Here is a 17,757-nt window from a genome sequence, read left to right as displayed (position 1 = left end):
GTCGCGGCCGGGCCGGCGGGCTCAGTCGACGCGCAGGCGGTAGCCCCGCTTGACCACCGTCTGCACGACCCGCGGCGCCTTCAGGCCGGCCCGCAGCCGGGCCACCGCCATCTCCACCGCGTGCTCGTCGGCCCCGCGCGGCAGCGTCCGCAGCAGGGCGGTACGCGACAGCACCCGGCCCGGCGTCTGCGCCAGCGCCCGCAGCACCGCCATCGGCGCCGGGGCCAACGGTCGCAACTCGCCGTCGACCACCGCCGCGTGACCGCGCAGGGTGAGCAGATGCCCGGCGACCTTGATGGTCACCGTACGGCGGGGCAGTTCGTCGACGATGGTGCGGACCAGCGCGCCGAGCCGGGCCCGGCTCGGCGCGCTCACCGGCACCCCGCGCCGGACCAGCGGCTCGGCGGTGACCTGTCCGACGCAGCTGGCCAGCACGTCCGTACGCAGCGCGTCCAGCACCGCCTCGGTGCGATCGCCGGAGGCACGCAGCAGCGCCTCCACCGCCGGTGCCGAGGTGAAGGTGACCGCGTCGACCAGCCGCCCCGCCACCAGGTCGACCAGCCGGTGCAGCGGCGCCGGATCGGTCGGTGGGGCCCAGCGGTAGACCGGAATCTCGATCACCGTGGCGCCGGCCTCCTCCAGTGCGCGGGTGCACTCCGGTTGCCGCTCGCCGTGCAGCTGCATGGCGATCACCTGACCGGACACCCCCCGTCGACGTAGGTGATCGACCACCTCGTCGCAGCTCTCCGAGGCCGGTGACCACTGGTCGTACAGACCGGCCGCCCGGATCGCCCCGCGGGCCTTCGGGCCCCGGGCCACCACGTACGCGTCACCGAGGATCCCGCGCAGCGGCTCCGCGAGCCCCCAGCCCTCGGCGGCCTCCAGCCAGCCGCGCATCCCGATGCCGGTGTTGGCCATCAGAATGTCGGGCGGCCGTTCCAGGCAGGCACGGGTGGCCTCGCGCAGCTCGGTGTCGTCCGCGAGCGGCACGATCCGCAGGGCGGGGGCGAGCACCACCCGGGCGCCCCGCCGTTGGAGCAGCGCGGCGAGTTCGTCTCGCCGCCGGTCGGCGGTCACCCCGATGGTGAAGCCGGCCAGTTCCTCGCGCATCAGCCCTCCTGTCGCAGCCGCACCTCGACCATGCCGTTGTGGCAACGGATCTGGTGCCGAGCGACCGAAACGCCCGGCAGGTCGAGACAATCCCCCGTGCGCAGGTCGTACACCTGCTTGTGCAGCGGCGACGCGACCGTCGGTACCTCGCCCCGACTGCCCACGATGCCGCGGGAGAGCACGTACGCCCCGGAGACCGGGTCGAGGTTGTCGATCGCGTACAGCCCGTCCGCGGTCCGGAAGATCGCCACCTGCACCCCGGCGACCAGGGCGGCGACGCCCCGGTCCCGGTCCAGGCGATCCAGCGGGCAGACGGTGACCCAGCCCAGTGCCGTCGCGGCGGTCATCGGCGCACCTCCGGCAGGCCGAGCGCGACCGGTTGACGGCCCTGCGCGCCGGACGGATGCCCACCGACGGGTACCGGTTGTCCGCGTTCGGTGACGAAGGTGATCGACGGGTCGGGCACCTCCGGCGCGTTGACGAAGGAGGTGAACCGGCGCAGCCGGTCCGCGTCGGCCAGCACGTCGCGCCACTCGTCCGAGTAGGACCGCACGTGCCGGGCCATCGCGGCGTCGAGCTCGGCGCAGAGACCGAGCGAGTCGTCCACGATCACCGCCCGGAGGTGGTCCAGGCCGCCGTCCATCGCCTCGATCCAGGCGGCGGTGCGTTGCAGCCGGTCGGCGGTGCGGATGTAGTACATCAGGAACCTGTCGATCAGCGTGACGAGCGTTTCGGTGGACAGGTCGGTGGCGAACAGGTCGGCGTGCCGGGGCCGGAAGCCACCGTTGCCGCCGACGTAGAGGTTCCAACCGGTTTCCGTGGCGATCACACCGAAGTCCTTGCTGCGGGCCTCGGCGCATTCCCGCGCGCAGCCGGAGACCGCAGATTTGATCTTGTGCGGGGCGCGGAGGCCCCGGTAGCGCAGCTCCAGGGCGACGGCCAGGCCGACCGAGTCCTGCACGCCGTAGCGGCACCAGGTGGAGCCGACGCAGGACTTCACCGTGCGCAGCGCCTTGCCGTACGCGTGCCCGGACTCGAACCCGGCGTCCACCAGTCGGCGCCAGATCTGCGGTAGCTGGTCGACCCGGGCGCCGAACAGGTCGATCCGCTGCCCACCGGTGATCTTCGTGTAGAGGTTGAAGTCGCGGGCCACCTCGCCGATGACGATCAGCTTCTCCGGGGTGATCTCCCCGCCCGGTATCCGGGGCACCACCGAGTAGCTGCCGTCGCGTTGCAGGTTCGCCAGGAAGTGGTCGTTGGTGTCCTGCAACGAGGCCTGCTCGCCGTCGAGGATGTGGCCGGAGCCGAGCGAGGCCAGGATCGAAGCGACGACCGGTTTGCAGATGTCACAGCCGCGCCCCCGGCCGTGCTCGGCGATCAGCCGGGAGAACGTCCGGATGCCGCGTACCCGGACGATGTCGAACAGCTCCTGCCGGCTGACGTCGAAGTGCTCGCAGAGCGCCTTCGACTGGACCACGCCGGCCGCGTCGAGCAACTGCTTCAGCATCGGTACGCAGGAACCGCAGCTCGTCCCGGCCCGGGTGCAGGCCTTCAGGGCGGCCACGTCGGCGCAGCCGTCGGCGATGGCCGTGTCGATGTCGCCCCGGGTCACCGCGTTGCAGGAGCAGACCTGGGCGGTCGCGGGCAGCGTGCCCGCCGTGGCGCCCACCGCGTCGTCGCCGGCCAGCAGGGCCAGCGGTGCGGCCGGCAGCGGCCCGCCGACACTGGCGCGCAGCGTCGGATACGCGCTGGCGTCGCCGACCAACACCCCGCCGAGCAGCGTCGACGCGTCGTCGGAGAGGACGAGTTTGGCGTACACCCGAGCGGCCGGGTCGGTCCAGGTGACGTCCAGGCAGCCGGGCGTCGCACCGTGCGCGTCGCCGAACGAGGCGACGTCGACGCCGAGCAGCTTGAGCTTGGTGGCGGTGTCCGCACCGGGGAAGGTGGCGGCACCACCGACCAGCCGGTCGGCCACCACCTCGGCCATCGCGTAACCGGGGGCGACCAGGCCGTAGCAGGTGCCGTCGACCGCCGCGCACTCGCCGACCGCGTAGATCCGCTCGTCCGTGCTCCGGCAGGCGGCGTCGACCAGGACCCCGCCGCGTGGACCGATGTCGAGCCCGGCTGCCCGGGCCAGCTCGTCGCGGGGCCGGATGCCGGCGGCCACCACCACCAGGTCGGCGTCGAGCACCGCGCCGTCGGCGAGTTCCAGGGCGGCCACCGCTCCGTCCGCGTCCGGCCGCAGCGCGGTGGTCGCCACGCCCAGGTGGCAGGCCACGTCCAGGTCCTCGACGTAGCGCCGGAGCATCGCGCCACCGGCGGTGTCCACCTGCACCGGCATCAGCCGTGGGGCGAACTCCACCACGCTCGTGGTCAGCCCGAGCAGGCGCAGCGCGTTCGCCGCCTCCAGTCCGAGCAGCCCGCCGCCGATCACCGCGCCGGTGCGGCGGTCCTTGGCGTACCGGCGGATGGCCGCGAGATCGTCGAGCGTGCGATAGACGAAGACGCCGGCCAGGTCCGACCCCGGCACCGGCGGCACGAACGGGTACGACCCGGTGGCGAACACCAGCACGTCGTACGGGTGCTCGCCGGTGGTCGTGGTGACCACCCGCCGGTCCCGGTCCACGCCGGTGGCCGGCTCGCCGAGGCGCAACTGGACGCCGTCGTGCGCGGTGTGCAGGTTCAGGTCCTGCTCGTCGGCGCCGTCGAAGTACGCCGAGAGCCGCACCCGGTCGTACGCCGGGCGGCTCTCCTCGGCGAGCACCGTGACCCGCCACAGCCCCTGTGGGTCGCGGGCCCGCAGCGCGTCCACGAACCGCTGGCCGACCATGCCGTTGCCGATGACGACCACGTTGCCGCCGGTCATCGCCCCACCTCCACGGGATCCGTTCTGGACAACCAGTCGACGATGCCGGCGACCGCGTCGCGGCAGCTGCCGCAACCGGTGCCGGCCCGGGTCGCCGCGACCACGGCGTCGACCGTGCGGGCTCCGTCCCGCCAGCAGCGCACGAGGGCGCCCTTGCTCACCGTGTTGCACTGGCAGACCGTGGCCGCGTCCGGCATCAGCGCCGGTGACGCGGCGGGTGCCGCGACGGCCCCGCCGACGGCGCGGCCGAGCAGCAGCGCCCGCCGGTCGGTGGGCACCGGGTGACCACGGTCGAACAGTTGGATCACCGTGCCGACCGAGGGGTTGTCGCCGAGCAGGATCGCGGCGGCCAACCGTTCGTCGTGGATGCGCAGCCGGGCGTACGTGCCTCGGGCCGGGTCGGCGAAGGTCAGCTCCTCGCCGGGACCACCCGTCGGGTCACCCATCGCGGCGAGGTCGATGCCGGCCGCTTTGAGCCGGGTGACCACCGGTCGCGGCCGGTACCGGGCCTGCGGGTCCTGCCCGGTCACCAACTGGGCCACCACCCGCGCCTGTGCCCAGGCCGGTGCCACCAGGCCGGTGAGCGTGCCGTCGTGCTGCGCGCAGTCGCCGATCGCGGAGATCCGCCGGTCGCTGGTGCGCAGCCGGTCGTCGACCAGCACCCCCCGGTCCACGGCCAGGCCGGCCGCGGTGGCGAGGGCGGTGTCGGGGCGTACGCCGCAGGCGAGTACCAGCAGGTCGGCGTCGAGCGAGCGACCGTCGGACAACTCCAGCCGTACCCCTGCGGCGTCGGCTCGTACGGCGGTCGGCTCCACCGCCACGTGGGTGGTCACACCGAGACCGGCGAGGGTGCCGGCGAGCATGGCGCCGGCGGCCGGGTCGAGTTGACGGTCCATCAGGTACGGCACCCGGTGCACCACGCCCACGTCGAGCCCGCGCAGCGCCAGCCCACGGGCGGCCTCCAGGCCGAGCAGCCCGCCACCGAGCACCAGGGCGCGCCGGGCGGTGCCGGTGAGGGCGAGGATGCGTCGGCAGTCGTCCAGGGTGCGGAACGGGATCACCCGTTCCGGCAGGTGCTCCGGGTCGAGCCCGGGCAGCGCGGGCACCACCGCCCGGCTGCCGGTGGCGAGGACCAGGTGGTCGTAGGGGATCCGGTCGCCGTCGTCGGTGCGTACCTGGCCGGTGGCCCGGTCGATCGCGTTGACCGTCACCCCGGTGCGCAGGTCGACGCCGCGTCCGGCGACCTCTGCCAACTCCACGTCCGACTCGCCGATCTTGCCGGTGAGCAGGGTGGACAGCATGATCCGGTTGTACGCGGGGTGCGGTTCCGCGCCGAGCACGGTCACCTTCAGGTCCTCGCCCCGGGCGTGCAGTTCCGCCGCCACCCGGGCGCCGGCCATCCCGTTGCCGACCACCACGACCCGTTCGCTGTGCCCGGTCATGCCCGCTCCACCCGTACCGCGCAGATCTTGAACTCCGGCATCCCGGAGACCGGGTCGACGGCGTCGTTGGTGACGGAGTTCGCCCGGGCCGGCCCACCCCAGTGGAACGGCGCGAAGACGGTGTCCGCCCGGATGCCCGGGCTCAGCCGGGCCGGTGCCTGGAACTCGCCGCGTCGCGAGAGCACCCGTACCGGCTCGCCGTCGGTGACGCCCAGCCGCTCGGCGAGATCCGGATGCAGCTCCACGAACGCCTCGCGTGCGGCCCGCCGCAGCGCGGCTACCCGGCGCGTCTGAGTGCCGGACTGGTACTGCGCGAGCACCCGGCCGGTGGTGAAGTGCAGCGGATAGTCGGCGCAGACCTCCTCGGCCGCCGGCCGGTGCTCCACCGGGTGGAACCGGGCCAGCCCGTCGGGAGTGGCGAAGCGCTCGGTGAACAGTCGGGGGGAATCGGGCCCGTCGTCGTCGGGGCACGGCCAGAAGACGCCGTCCGAGGCGTCGATCCGGTCCCAGCTGATCCCGGCGTAGTCGGCGATGCCGCCGGCCGAGGCTCGGCGCAGCTCGGCGAAGACCACGCGCGGGTCCGCCGCCTCCGCCTCGCTCGGTCGGCCGCCCGCCGTCGAGTCGGTGGGCCGCTCGCGCACCGGGCGATCAGCCGGTGTCGACCCGCGCAGCCGGGCGGAGAGGGCGGCCAGGATCTCCAGGTCGGTGCGGACGCCCGCCGGAGGCGGACGGAGCGCCCGGCGGCGCAGCACCCGCCCTTCCAGGTTGGTCATCGTGCCGTCCTCCTCGGCCCACTGGGCGGTGGGCAGCACCACGTCAGCCAGCGCCGCCGTCTCGGAGAGCAGGAAGTCGGCGACGACCAGCAGATCCAGGTCGCGCAGACGACCCTCGACCCGGGCGGCCCGGGGTGCGGAGACCACCGGGTTCGAGCCGAACACCAGCAGCGCCCGGGGCCCCTGGTCGGTGCCGAGCGAGTCGAGCAGCTGGTACGCCGGCACGCCCGGCCCGGGCAGCTCGTCGGCGGGCACCCCCCAGACCCGCGCGACGTGGGCGCGGGCCTCCAGGTCGTCGATCTTGCGGTACCCGGGGAGCTGATCGGCCTTCTGCCCGTGCTCCCGGCCACCCTGGCCGTTGCCCTGCCCGGTCAGGCAGCCGTAGCCGGAGCCGGGGCGGCCGGGCAGACCGAGCGCGAGGGCGAGGTTGACGAAGCCGGTGACGGTGTCCACGCCCTTGGCGTGCTGCTCGGCGCCGCGGGCGGTGAGGATGATCGCCCGTTCGGCGGTGCCGAGGGCGCGTGCGGTCTCCTCCAGGTCGGCCACGGGTACCCCGGAGAGCGCTTCGGCGCGGGCCGGCCACCAGCCCGCCACGGTGCGGCGCACCTGGGTGAACCCGGTGGTGCGGGTGGCGACGTAGTCACCGTCGACGTACCCCTCGGTCAGGGCGATGTGCAGCAGCGCGTTGGCCACCGCCAGGTCGGTGCCGGGCAGCGGTTGCAGGTGCAGGTCGGCCTGCCGGGCGGTGGCGGTCACCCGTGGGTCGATCACGATCAGCTTGCCGCCGCGCTCCCGGTGCTCGGTCAGCCAGCGCACCAGCGGCGGCATGGTCTCCGCCGGGTTCGCCCCGACCAGCAGCAGGGTGTCGGCCCGCCCCAGGTCGGACAGCGGGAACGGCAGTCCCCGGTCCACGCCGAAGGCCCGCATGCCGGCGGCCGCGGCCGAGGACATGCAGAACCGTCCGTTGTAGTCGATGTGGCGGGTGCCCAGTGCCACCCGGGCGAACCGGCCCAACGCGTACGCCTTCTCGTTGGTGAGCCCGCCGCCGCCGAAGACGGCGACCGCGTCGCGGCCGTGCCGCTCCTGCACGTCGCGAAGGCCGGTGGTGATCCGGTCCAGCGCGGCTTCCCAGGTGGCCGGGCGCAGCTCGCCGGTGGCCGGGTCGCGCAGCAGGGGACTGGTCAACCGTTCCGGGTGGCTGAGCAGCTCCGGCGCGGTCCAGCCCTTCTGGCAGAGGCCGCCCCGGTTGGTGGGGAACTGGCGAGGTAGCACGCTTACCGCCTCGTCCTCCTCGCGCAGGACCATGCCGCACTGGAGGGCGCAGTACGGGCAGTGGGTCGCCACCTCCCGGGGCCCGCGCCCCGGTCGCGTCGCCGGCCGTGCACCGTCTGTCATGTCGGCAAAGCGTGCCGTTGGGCAGTTTCCGGTCCGCGTCCCGTTTGTTTCGGTCCTGTCAAGAGCCGCTCACACCGCACCGCGGCTGAGAGCCGGCTCGCGAGGTCTACAATGTGGAACGAGAATCCTGCTATATGGGAGGCTGTCATGAGCGTGGCCAAAACGTTCGACGCGGCGGCGGGCGGCTACGACGCCGCCCGCCGCAGGCTGGTGCCCTGCTACGACGCGTTCTACACCACGGCCGTCGAGGTGGCCGCGCCACCGTTGCGGGCCGCCCTGACCGCCGGGCGTACGCCCGAGGTGCTCGATCTCGGCGCCGGGACCGGTCTGCTGTCGTCGCTGCTCTCCGCCGCCGTGCCCGGCGTGCGGCTGACCCTGGTGGACGCCGCGCCACAGATGCTGGCCGGCGCCGCCGAGCGGTTGGCCGGCCGGGGCGTCGCGCACCGGGTGGTGGTCGCCGACCTGGTCGATCCGCTGCCCGCCGGGCGGTACGACGCGGTGGTCAGCGCGCTGGCCATTCACCACTTGGACGATCCCGCCAAGCGCGACCTCTACCGTCGGGCGGCTGCGGCGTTGGTGCCCGGCGGAGTCTTCGTCAACGCCGAGCAGGTGGCCGGCCCGACCCCGGAGTTGGACCGGCGGTACCACGACGTCTGGCTGGCGCAGGTCGCGGCGCTCGGTTCCGATTCCGCCGAGATCGCCGCTGCCGGGCAGCGGATGGCCTACGACCGCCCCGCACCTGTGGATCAGCAGTGCGGCTGGCTGACCGAGGCGGGCCTGGTGGACGTGGACTGCTTCTTCAAGGCGTGGCGCTTCGCCGTCATCGGCGGCCACGCGCCCGGCGGAACCGTCGACGATCCGTCAGCGCCATCAGCTCGACAGCGGGGACACGGGCATCTCCGGGCTGCCGCGGGCGGCACGCCGGAATGACTGAGAGTCATACCAGTGGGTAGTCTGTCGGTATGACAGCCAAGGTGACTCTGTCGTTCGCTGACGAGACGATCGCGGACGCCCGGCGGTTCGCCAAACGGGAAGGGCTCTCGCTCTCCGCCTGGATGGACCAGGCGGCCCGGGAGAAGGCGCTGCGCGAGGTCTTCGCCGCGCACGCCGCCGCGGTCGGGCGAGCCGGGCTGGATCTGGAATCCGCCTCGCTGGCCGATGCCCAGGAGGTCGGCATGGTCGACGATCTGCTCTTCGGTGGTCCACCGCGTGCTGCGTAGGGGCGAGGTCTGGCGGATCGAAGGGGCCCGGGAGCGCCTCGGTCTGGTGATCAGTTCCGATGTCTACAATTCCACGGCGGTGCCAATCGTGATCGTGACCGAGGTGGTGGAGACGGCGCTGCTGCGCGACTCGCCACTGGCGGTGTCGATGGGTGACCGGATGGTGATGCCGGACCGGATCTCCTCGCCGATGAAGAAATGGTTCACCGAGTGCGTGGACGTCGCCGACGCGGAGACGATGCGGCGGGTGGACCGGGCGTTGCGGATTCTCCAGCAGCTCTGAGTCGACCCGTTCCTCACCGCCGTCGTCGGCACGTGGTGCGATCCCCGTTGCCGGGCCGACCCGAACGGCGAACGCCGCGGTAACGGCGGCTCCCTAGCTTCTGCGGCATGACCACCACGAGCGAGCAGCCGACGGTAATCGAAGAGGAGAGCCTGGACCGCCGACCAGGTCGGTGGATCGGGCACTGGGCACCGGAGGATCCGGCCTTCTGGCGGCGGATCGGTCGCGGTGTCGCCCAGCGCAACCTGATCTGGTCGATCTTCGCGGAGCACATCGGCTTCTCCGTGTGGTTGCTCTGGAGCATCGTCGTCGTCCGGCTCGGCGACGCCGGATGGCAGCTGACCACCAGCCAGGCGCTCTGGTTGACCGCTGTGCCTAGCGGGGTCGGCGCGCTGCTGCGCCTGCCGTACACCTTCGCCGTGCCGGTCTTCGGCGGGCGCAACTGGACCGTCATCTCCGCGCTGCTGCTGATCGTGCCCTGTGCCGGGCTGGCCTGGGCGGTCGAGCATCCGGAGATCGGCTTCGTGCCGTTGCTGCTGATCGCCGCCACGGCCGGGTTCGGCGGTGGCAACTTCGCCTCCAGCATGGCCAACATCTCCTTCTTCTATCCGGAGCGGGAGAAGGGGTGGGCGTTGGGGCTCAACGCCGCCGGCGGCAACATCGGGGTGGCCGTCGTGCAGTTCGTGGTGCCTCAGGTGATCGTGCTGGGCGGCGGACTCGCGCTGGCCCGGGCCGGTCTGATGTACATCCCGCTGGCGGTGATCGCGGCCGTCTGCGCGTACCTGTTCATGGACAATCTGGTCGAGGCGAAGGCCGACGTGCGGCCGGTCTGGTCGTCGCTGCGGCACCGCGACACCTGGATCATGTCGCTGCTCTACATCGGCACCTTCGGCTCGTTCATCGGCTACTCGGCTGCCTTCCCCACCCTGCTCAACTCGGTGTTCGGCCGGCCGGACGTGGCACTGGCCTGGGCGTTCCTCGGTGCGGGAGTGGGCTCGCTCTGCCGGCCGTTCGGCGGCCGCCTCTCCGACGTCGTCGGTGGGGCCCGGGTCACGGTGGCCAGCTTCGTGTTGATGGCGGTCGGTGCCCTGGGCGCGCTCTGGTCGGTCGAGCAGCGCAACATGGGCCTGTTCTTCGTGGCGTTCCTGCTGCTCTTCGTGGCCACCGGCGTGGGCAACGGCTCGACCTACCGGATGATCAGCAGGATCTTCCAGGTCAAGGGCGAGGAGCGGGGCGGCACGCCGGAGATCATGCTGGCGATGCGCCGGCAGGCGGCCGGGGCCCTGGGCATCATCTCCGCGGTCGGTGCCTTCGGCGGTTTCCTGGTGCCGATCTGTTACGCCTGGGCCCGGTCGACCTACGGGGGCATCCAGCCGGCGTTGCGCTTCTACGTGGGATTCTTCCTGGTGCTGCTCGTGATCACCTGGGTCGCGTACCTACGTCCCGGCAGTCGGATGGCGCGCGCCGGGGTGTGACGACCGTCATGTCGGCCTCCGCGCGCCCCGCCGGTCGGACCCCGTTTTGACCGGCCGGCGGGGCTGCGGGTATCGTTGCCTGCTGTTGTACGACATCTGTGGGCGTGCCGCCTGAGGTACGCTTAGTCGTTCGTGCGCGCTGGTCCGGCTGGGATGTCCTGGTCACCTCGGCGCGCTACCCCAGACCGACGACGAGACAAGGTAGACCTGTGCGTACGTACAGCCCGAAGCCGGGTGAGATCGAGCGTCAGTGGCACGTCATCGACGCCTCTGATGTCGTGCTGGGCCGCCTGGCCACCCACGCCGCCACGCTGCTGCGGGGCAAGCACAAGCCGACTTTCGCGCCGCACGTCGACACGGGCGACTTCGTCGTCGTCGTGAACGCGGGCAAGGTCGCGCTGACCGGCAACAAGCGCCAGCAGAAGATCGCTTACCGGCACTCCGGTTACCCGGGTGGCCTGAAGCAGGTCGGCTACGAGGAGCTGCTGGCCAAGCGCCCCGAGCGGGCCATCGAGCTGGCGGTGAAGGGGATGCTCCCGCACAACAAGCTCGGCCGTCAGCTCATCAAGAAGCTGAAGGTCTACGCCGGTGCCGAGCACCCGCACGGCGCGCAGCAGCCGGTGCCGTTCGAGATCAAGCAGATCGCGCAGTGAGCGCGGGCGAAGGAAGCAGCATGACCGACATCACCGCCACCGAGGTCGCCCCTGAGGCCACCGAGGCGCCGGCGCCCGTCGCGCGCGCGCCTCGTGGTGACCGCCCGATCCAGACCGTGGGTCGGCGCAAGGAGGCCATCGTCCGGGTGCGCATCGTGCCGGGCACCGGCAAGATCACCTGCAACGGGCGTGACCTGGAGGCGTACTTCCCGAGCAAGGTGCACCAGCAGCTGATCAAGGATCCGCTGGTGACCGCCGAGAAGCCCGAGGCGTTCGACGTCATCGCCAACCTGCGCGGCGGCGGCACCACCGGCCAGGCCGGTGCGCTGCGGCTGGCCATCGCCCGGGCGCTGATCGTCAGCGAGCCCGACGACCGCCCGGCGCTGAAGAAGGCCGGTTTCCTGACCCGGGACGCCCGGGTCAAGGAGAGCAAGAAGTACGGCCTCAAGAAGGCCCGTAAGGCTCCCCAGTACTCGAAGCGCTGATCTCCAGCCGCACCTTGTACTTCTGACGGACGGCCGGTCCGCCTCCCCTCGACGGGGAGGTGGGCCGGCCGTTTCCGTTGCCGCACGACAAGGCGTTTCTCCTAGCATCGGCAGTTCATCGGAGGTTGTGGGTATGGGCCGGTTGTTCGGCACGGACGGCGTACGCGGGCGGGCGAACGCCGACCTCACCCCGGAGTTGGCGCTCTCGGTGGCCGTCGCGGCCGCCCACACCCTCGCCGAGTCGGATCGTGGCCGCGCCCCACTGGCCGTGGTGGGCCGGGACACCCGGGCCAGCGGCGAGATGCTCGAGGCTGCCGTGGTGGCCGGCCTGACCAGCGCGGGCGCGACGGTGATCAGGGTCGGCGTGCTGCCCACCCCGGCGGTGGCGTTCCTCACCGCGGAGGCCAAGGCGGACCTCGGCGTGATGCTGTCGGCCTCGCACAATCCGATGCCGGACAACGGGATCAAGCTGTTCGCCGCCGGCGGGCACAAGCTGCCCGACGAGATCGAGATGCGGATCGAGGCGGCCATCGAGGCCAACGCCACCACCGCCTGGCAGCGTCCGGTCGGCGCGGGAGTGGGCCGGGTGCACGACCTGCTCGACGGCGCGAGCCACTACGTGCAGCACGTCGCCGGAACGGCTCCCCACCGCCTCGACGGAATCAAGGTCGTGGTCGACTGCGCCAACGGCGCCGCCGCCGAGGTGGCCCCGGCGGTCTACCGGGAGGCCGGTGCCGAGGTCATCGCGATCAACGCCGAGCCGGACGGGCTCAACATCAACGACGAGTGCGGCTCCAACCACATCGAGGCGCTGCGCGAGGCGGTGGTGGAACACGGGGCGCATCTCGGCATCGCGCACGACGGTGACGCCGACCGGTGCGTGGCGGTGAGCGCCGACGGCGAGGAGGTCGACGGCGACCAGGTGATGGCGATCCTGGCGCTGGCCATGCGGGAGGCCGGCACGCTGACCGGGGACACCCTGGTCGCCACCGTGATGAGCAACCTCGGTCTGCGCCTGGCCATGTCCGCGGCGGGCATCCGACTGGTCGAGACCAAGGTCGGTGACCGGTACGTGCTGGAGGAACTGCGGGCCTCCGGGCTCGCCCTCGGCGGCGAGCAGAGCGGGCACATCGTCATGCCGGCGTACGCGACCACCGGCGACGGCGTGCTCACCGGGCTGCACCTGATGGCCCGGATCGCGGCCACCGGTCGTCCCCTGGCCGAGCTCGCCAGCGTGGTCACCAGGCTGCCGCAGGTGCTGATCAACGTGCCGGTCGGTGACCGCACCGTCGGCGCCGCCGCACCGGCGGTACGCGCCGAGGTCGAGCGGGCCGAGGCCGAGCTGGGCGAGACCGGCCGGGTACTGCTGCGCCCGTCGGGTACCGAACCGCTGGTCCGGGTGATGGTCGAGGCCGCCACCGAGCAGACCGCCCGCGAGGTCGCCGAGCGCATCGCCGCCCACGTCCGCACCGCCAGCCCGGCCTGATCCCACGGCGGCCAGTGAGGCCGTGGCCGGTGCACCCGTGCCGCAGGCCTGCACGTGGTCGAAGGCGTCCATTGGGGCGGGTGCCTCTCCCCATCAGGTCGCGTGCCGTGGAACGATAGCGTCCGGCCGCCGAAGGGCGGATGCGTGTTTTACGGGGGTGAGTGTGTCCTATCCGGATCCGCCTGGTGCTGTCGGCCGGCCCGGCCTCGTGCCGGCAGTGCCGCCGCCCGGCACACCGCAGAGCTGGCTCGGCGCCCGCTGGGGTCGCCTGATTTCGATCATGATCGCGCTGGGGCTGGCCGTCGGTTCCGTGGCGGCGCCGTGGTCCGAGATGACGCTCAGAGTGCTGGGCAGCACCAGAGGAAACTCGCTCGTCCAGCAGGAATCGACCACCGGGCTGGCCGTCACCGAAATCGACGGGTGGGGCTGGGCGTACCTGCTCGTGCTGGTGCCGCTGATGCTGCTGGCAATTGCCTCGGCGGTGTTACCCGGGTACGCGGGGCGGGCAGCCGCCGTCGCGGCGGGCGCTGCCCTGCTGGCCATGTCCACGGTTCTGGTCGGTGCCGCCTACCACCTGTCGTCGGGACCGGACGAGGGTGCCGCCCGCTGGGCCGAGGTCGTCCGCCGGCTGGTGCCCGTCCTGGAACCGGACTACGGGTCCATCTGGTTCGGCTACGGCACCCCGGGCCTGGCGTGCGCGGTGCTCGCCGTCGCGACCCTCGCCGCGGTCGTGCTGACCAGCTGGTGGCCGGGCTCCGGCCGGGTCGTCGTCGCGTCGGCCGGCACTATCGCGCTGCTCGCCGGCATCGCACTGCCCTGGGTCACCGTGTACGGCGCCACCGCGAGCGAGCTGGACCGGCGCAACGCCTGGTGGCCCACCTTCGGCGCCCCATCGGTGCTCGTCGTGGTCGGCACCGTGGCCCTGGCCGCCCTGACCTGGTGGATGGCGCTGCGCCGGTCGACCCGGGGGCGGCTACCACTGGTGCTGGTCGGGGTGCCGGCGGCCTTCGCGCTCTTCCTGGTCCACGACTACCTCGGGGTGGATCCGGAGGATTGGCAGGATGCCGCCGAACGCGCCCGCTACCTCGCGGTCATCCACGACGTCCGGTCCGCCGCCGAACTGGCGCAGATGGCGCCCGCGCTGTTCCTCGTCGCGATGGTGCTCGCCTGGTCGGCGGCGCGGCGGCGGGCCCGGGCCGCACGGTCACCGGCCGTCGCGGTGCCGGCCGAAACCCGCCCGGCCCACGGTCCGGGCTGACGGCGCGTCGGTCACCGGACCTCGGGCAGTCGGCGCAGCCGGGTGACCGCCTCGGCCAGCACCTCGGGGCGTTTGCAGAAGGCGAACCGGATCAGCCGCCGACCGGCCTCGGGGTCGTCGTAGAAGACCTGGGTGGGTACCGCCACCACACCGGACCGCTCGGGCAGCGTACGGCAGAAGTCGACGCCGTCGGTGCCGCCGAGAGCGGTGATGTCGGCGGTGACGAAGTACGTGCCCTCCGGGGTGAGCACGTCGAACCCGGCCGCGCTCAGCCCGTCGATCAGTTGGTCGCGGCGGACCTGCAGATCGGCTCGGAAGGCGGTGAAGTAGTCGTCGGGCAGGGCGAGTGCCACCGCCACCGCGGGTTGCAGGGGTGCGGCGTTGACGTAGGTGAGGAACTGCTTGACCCGCAGCAGCGCCGACACCAGCGCCGCCGGCCCGCTGGCCCAGCCCACCTTCCAGCCGGTGCAGGAGAAGGTCTTGCCGGCCGAGGAGATCCGCAGGGTGCGCTCACGCATCCCGGGCAGCGTGGCCAGCGGCAGGTGCCCGCTGGCGGCGTCGGTGAAGGCCAAGTGCTCGTACACCTCGTCGGTGACCGCGTACGCGCCGTGCTCCTGGCAGAGTTCGGCGACCAGGGTCAGCTCGTCCGGGGTGAACACCTTGCCGGTCGGGTTGTGCGGCGAGTTGAGCAGCACCAGCCGGGTCCGGGCGCTGAACGCGTTCCGCAGGTCGTCGGGGTCGAAGGCGTACCGCCCGTCGGTCTGGGGACGCAGGGTGACCGGCCGCCGGACCGCGCCGGCCAGGGCGATCGAGGCGGCGTACGAGTCGTAGTAGGGCTCGAAGCAGACCACCTCGTCGCCGGCTTCGCAGAGGGCGAGGATGGCCGCGGCGACGGCCTCGGTGGCGCCGGCGGTCACCACCACCTCGCCGTCCGGGTCGTACTCCAGACCCCAGAAGCGGCGCTGGTGCGCCGCCACGGCCGTCCGTAGCTCGGGGATGCCGGGGCCGGGCGGGTACTGGTTGCGGCCGGCGTTGAGGGCCTGCGCCGCGGCGGCGAGCATCTCGGGCGGGCCGTCGGTGTCCGGGAAACCCTGCCCGAGGTTCACCGCGCCGGTACGCAGCGCGAGAGCGGACATCTCGGCGAAGATCGTCGTCCCGAACGGGCGCATCCGGGCCACCAGCGGGTCGATATCGCGGCTCGTCACGCCCGTCAGGGTACGGGTGTGGCGAGCCGACCCGCCCGCCACTCGAGCGCGTGCTTTGTCGCTCCGATCGCCACGATCGCCGGATCGCTCAAATTAAGTGATTGTTTACCCCTGTTTCGAGCAGACATCGTGAGCGAAACTGGTTAGGCTGCGACCCATGTGTGGAATCGTGGGTTACACCGGTGCCCGACCGGCGCTCGGCATCGTGCTCGACGGCTTGCGGCGGTTGGAGTACCGCGGCTACGACTCGGCCGGCGTCGCCGTCGTCTGCGACGGGACGCTGTTGACCGAGAAGAAGGCCGGCAAGCTGGCGAACCTGGAGAAGGTGCTCTCCGAGCGGGCGGCCGAGGACCCGGCCGGCTGCGGAGCGAGCCCGATCGGCATCGGCGACGGCACCACCGGCATCGGACACACCCGGTGGGCCACCCACGGCGGCCCCACCGACCGCAACGCCCATCCGCACCTGTCACCCGACGGGCGGGTCGCGGTGATCCACAACGGCATCATCGAGAACTTCGCCAAGCTCCGTGCCGAGCTGGAGGACGAGGGTGTCAGCTTCACCAGCGACACCGACACCGAGTGCGCCGCGCACCTGCTCTCCGCCGCCCTGACCGACCTGCGTGCGGCGGGTCAGCCGGACGGGCCCCAGCTGTTGACCGCCGCGATGCGGGTGGTCTGCCAGCGGCTGGAGGGTGCCTTCACGCTGCTCGCCGTCGACTCGGCGATCCCCGGCGCGGTGGTCGGTGCCCGCCGCAACTCACCACTTGTCGTCGGGCGGGGCGACGGGGAGAACTACCTCGCCAGTGACGTCGCGGCGTTCATCGAGCACACCAGGGACGCGGTCGAGCTGGGCCAGGACCAGATCGTGCTGATCACGGCCGAGAGCATCGAGATCACCGACTTCGAGGGGCAGCCGGCCAGCGGCAAGGACTTCCACATCGACTGGGACTCCTCGGCCGCCGAGAAGGGCGGCTACGACTGGTTCATGCTCAAGGAGATCGAGGAGCAACCGCAGGCGGTCGCCGACACGCTGCTCGGACGGTTGACCGAGACCGGCGAGATCATGCTCGACGAGGTCCGGCTCAGCGACCAGGACCTGCGGGACGTCGACAAGATCTTCATCGTCGCCTGCGGCACCTCCTACCACGCCGGCATGGTGGCCAAGTACGCCATCGAGCACTGGACCCGGATTCCCTGCGAGGTGGAGCTGGCCAGCGAGTTCCGCTACCGCGACCCGGTGCTGGACCGGTCCACCCTGATCGTGGTGATCTCGCAGTCCGGCGAGACCATGGACACCCTGATGGCGCTGCGGCACGCCAAGGAGCAGAAGGCCCGGGTGCTGGCCATCTGCAACACCAACGGCTCCACCATCCCCCGGGAGTCCGACGCGGTGCTCTACACCCACGGCGGGCCGGAGATCGCCGTCGCCTCCACCAAGGCGTTCCTCACCCAGGTCATCGCCTGCTACCTGATCGGGCTGCACCTGGCCCAGGTGCGCGGGGTCAAGTACGCCGACGAGGTGGCGGCCGTGGTCGACCAGCTCCACCAGGTGCCGGACAAGCTGCGCGAGCTGCTCGGGCGGATCGAGCCGGTCCGCGAGCTGGCCCGCGAGCTGCGTGCCGAGTCGACGGTGCTGTTCATCGGCCGGCACGTCGGCTACCCGGTGGCGCTGGAGGGCGCGCTGAAGCTCAAGGAACTGGCGTACATGCACGCCGAGGGCTTCGCCGCCGGTGAGCTGAAGCACGGCCCGATCTCGCTCATCGACGAGGGCACCCCGGTGATCTGCATCGTTCCCTCTCCGGTGGGTCGGGGCATGCTGCACGACAAGGTCGTCTCCAACATCCAGGAGGTACGCGCGCGGGGCGCCCGCACCATCGTCATCGCCGAGGAGGGCGACGAGTCGGTGGTCCGCTACGCCGATCACCTGATCCACGTGCCGCGTACCCCGACGCTGCTCGCGCCGCTGGTGACCACCGTGCCGTTGCAGGTGTTCGCGGCCGAGATCGCCGCCGCCCGGGGACACGACGTCGACCAACCCCGCAACCTCGCCAAGTCCGTCACCGTGGAGTAGGCGGCGACCGGTCACCGGCGGCCCCCCGGCCGCCG

Annotated in this window: 15 protein-coding genes; 9 read left to right on the top strand and 6 right to left on the bottom strand. The window is 72.3% G+C overall.

From position 1 onward, the window contains the following. Positions 1–21 precede the first annotated feature (21 nt). Genes O7597_RS07105 through O7597_RS07085 form a run of 5 tightly spaced genes read right to left on the bottom strand, consistent with a single transcriptional unit; the run spans position 22 to position 7,586 of the window. On the bottom strand, positions 22–1,110 hold the full coding sequence (locus O7597_RS07105) for a uroporphyrinogen-III synthase (protein ID WP_269738285.1): 1,089 nt from the start codon (positions 1,108–1,110) through the stop codon (positions 22–24). Further along, a complete protein-coding gene (nirD, locus tag O7597_RS07100) occupies positions 1,110–1,457 on the bottom strand; it encodes a nitrite reductase small subunit NirD (RefSeq protein ID WP_164447857.1) in 348 nt (115 codons plus the stop codon). The genes O7597_RS07105 and nirD overlap by 1 nt, the downstream gene beginning before the upstream one ends. After that, complete coding sequence (gene nirB / locus O7597_RS07095; protein WP_269738284.1) at positions 1,454–3,976, bottom strand: nitrite reductase large subunit NirB; 2,523 nt, start codon at positions 3,974–3,976, stop codon at positions 1,454–1,456. Before nirB ends, nirD begins: the two co-directional genes overlap by 4 nt. Continuing rightward, positions 3,973–5,418 (bottom strand): FAD-dependent oxidoreductase, encoded by a 1,446-nt coding sequence (locus O7597_RS07090; RefSeq protein WP_269738283.1) that lies wholly within the window; start codon positions 5,416–5,418, stop codon positions 3,973–3,975. The genes nirB and O7597_RS07090 overlap by 4 nt, the downstream gene beginning before the upstream one ends. After that, entirely contained in the window at positions 5,415–7,586 is a 2,172-nt protein-coding gene (locus O7597_RS07085; RefSeq protein ID WP_281582288.1) for a molybdopterin oxidoreductase family protein, read from the bottom strand. The genes O7597_RS07090 and O7597_RS07085 overlap by 4 nt, the downstream gene beginning before the upstream one ends. Positions 7,587–7,733: 147 nt before the next feature. Between O7597_RS07085 and O7597_RS07080 the strand changes: the two genes are divergently transcribed. From O7597_RS07080 to O7597_RS07045, 8 genes are all read left to right on the top strand, one after another. Then, positions 7,734–8,516, top strand: coding sequence for a class I SAM-dependent methyltransferase (locus O7597_RS07080; protein WP_281582287.1), 783 nt, complete (start codon positions 7,734–7,736; stop codon positions 8,514–8,516). Positions 8,517–8,548: 32 nt separating this feature from the next. After that, positions 8,549–8,806 (top strand): hypothetical protein, encoded by a 258-nt coding sequence (locus O7597_RS07075; RefSeq protein WP_155214581.1) that lies wholly within the window; start codon positions 8,549–8,551, stop codon positions 8,804–8,806. Continuing rightward, the gene (locus O7597_RS07070; protein ID WP_269738280.1) at positions 8,784–9,089 is read left to right on the top strand and encodes a type II toxin-antitoxin system PemK/MazF family toxin; all 306 of its coding nucleotides are present in this window, start codon (positions 8,784–8,786) and stop codon (positions 9,087–9,089) included. Before O7597_RS07075 ends, O7597_RS07070 begins: the two co-directional genes overlap by 23 nt. Positions 9,090–9,196: 107 nt before the next feature. Then, complete coding sequence (locus tag O7597_RS07065) at positions 9,197–10,564, top strand: nitrate/nitrite transporter (RefSeq protein ID WP_269738279.1); 1,368 nt, start codon at positions 9,197–9,199, stop codon at positions 10,562–10,564. Between the two features lie 209 nt (positions 10,565–10,773). Further along, positions 10,774–11,217, top strand: coding sequence for a 50S ribosomal protein L13 (gene rplM, locus O7597_RS07060; RefSeq protein WP_093411456.1), 444 nt, complete (start codon positions 10,774–10,776; stop codon positions 11,215–11,217). A gap of 20 nt (positions 11,218–11,237) precedes the next feature. After that, on the top strand, positions 11,238–11,702 hold the full coding sequence (rpsI, locus tag O7597_RS07055) for a 30S ribosomal protein S9 (RefSeq protein ID WP_018784602.1): 465 nt from the start codon (positions 11,238–11,240) through the stop codon (positions 11,700–11,702). Positions 11,703–11,835: 133 nt separating this feature from the next. Next, complete coding sequence (gene glmM / locus O7597_RS07050) at positions 11,836–13,188, top strand: phosphoglucosamine mutase (RefSeq protein WP_269738278.1); 1,353 nt, start codon at positions 11,836–11,838, stop codon at positions 13,186–13,188. Between the two features lie 280 nt (positions 13,189–13,468). After that, positions 13,469–14,446, top strand: coding sequence for a hypothetical protein (locus tag O7597_RS07045; protein WP_269738277.1), 978 nt, complete (start codon positions 13,469–13,471; stop codon positions 14,444–14,446). Positions 14,447–14,457: 11 nt separating this feature from the next. On the opposite strand, the gene O7597_RS07040 is transcribed toward O7597_RS07045, so the two are convergent. Further along, complete coding sequence (locus O7597_RS07040; protein ID WP_269738276.1) at positions 14,458–15,651, bottom strand: pyridoxal phosphate-dependent aminotransferase; 1,194 nt, start codon at positions 15,649–15,651, stop codon at positions 14,458–14,460. Between the two features lie 157 nt (positions 15,652–15,808). Here O7597_RS07040 and glmS point away from each other — a divergent pair, with 157 nt between their 5' ends. Next, a complete protein-coding gene (glmS, locus tag O7597_RS07035) occupies positions 15,809–17,722 on the top strand; it encodes a glutamine--fructose-6-phosphate transaminase (isomerizing) (RefSeq protein ID WP_269738275.1) in 1,914 nt (637 codons plus the stop codon). The last annotated feature ends 35 nt before the right edge of the window (positions 17,723–17,757 follow it).

The sequence above is a fragment of the Verrucosispora sp. WMMC514 genome, from assembly GCF_027497295.1.
GTDB classification, from domain to species: Bacteria; Actinomycetota; Actinomycetes; order Mycobacteriales; family Micromonosporaceae; genus Micromonospora; species Micromonospora palythoicola.
This window is presented reverse-complemented; position numbering and strand designations above follow the sequence as displayed.

Bases quoted from the DNA above. Each gene is read 5' to 3' on its own strand.
- O7597_RS07075 (WP_155214581.1), top strand. From the start codon at position 8,549: ATGACAGCCAAGGTGACTCTGTCGTTCGCTGACGAGACGATCGCGGAC.
- nirB (WP_269738284.1), bottom strand. From the start codon at position 3,976: ATGACCGGCGGCAACGTGGTCGTCATCGGCAACGGCATGGTCGGCCAG.
- glmS (WP_269738275.1), top strand. From the start codon at position 15,809: ATGTGTGGAATCGTGGGTTACACCGGTGCCCGACCGGCGCTCGGCATC.
- O7597_RS07105 (WP_269738285.1), bottom strand. From the start codon at position 1,110: ATGCGCGAGGAACTGGCCGGCTTCACCATCGGGGTGACCGCCGACCGG.
- nirD (WP_164447857.1), bottom strand. From the start codon at position 1,457: ATGACCGCCGCGACGGCACTGGGCTGGGTCACCGTCTGCCCGCTGGAT.
- glmM (WP_269738278.1), top strand. From the start codon at position 11,836: ATGGGCCGGTTGTTCGGCACGGACGGCGTACGCGGGCGGGCGAACGCC.
- O7597_RS07085 (WP_281582288.1), bottom strand. From the start codon at position 7,586: ATGACAGACGGTGCACGGCCGGCGACGCGACCGGGGCGCGGGCCCCGG.
- O7597_RS07065 (WP_269738279.1), top strand. From the start codon at position 9,197: ATGACCACCACGAGCGAGCAGCCGACGGTAATCGAAGAGGAGAGCCTG.
- rpsI (WP_018784602.1), top strand. From the start codon at position 11,238: ATGACCGACATCACCGCCACCGAGGTCGCCCCTGAGGCCACCGAGGCG.
- O7597_RS07080 (WP_281582287.1), top strand. From the start codon at position 7,734: ATGAGCGTGGCCAAAACGTTCGACGCGGCGGCGGGCGGCTACGACGCC.
- O7597_RS07090 (WP_269738283.1), bottom strand. From the start codon at position 5,418: ATGACCGGGCACAGCGAACGGGTCGTGGTGGTCGGCAACGGGATGGCC.
- O7597_RS07045 (WP_269738277.1), top strand. From the start codon at position 13,469: ATGATCGCGCTGGGGCTGGCCGTCGGTTCCGTGGCGGCGCCGTGGTCC.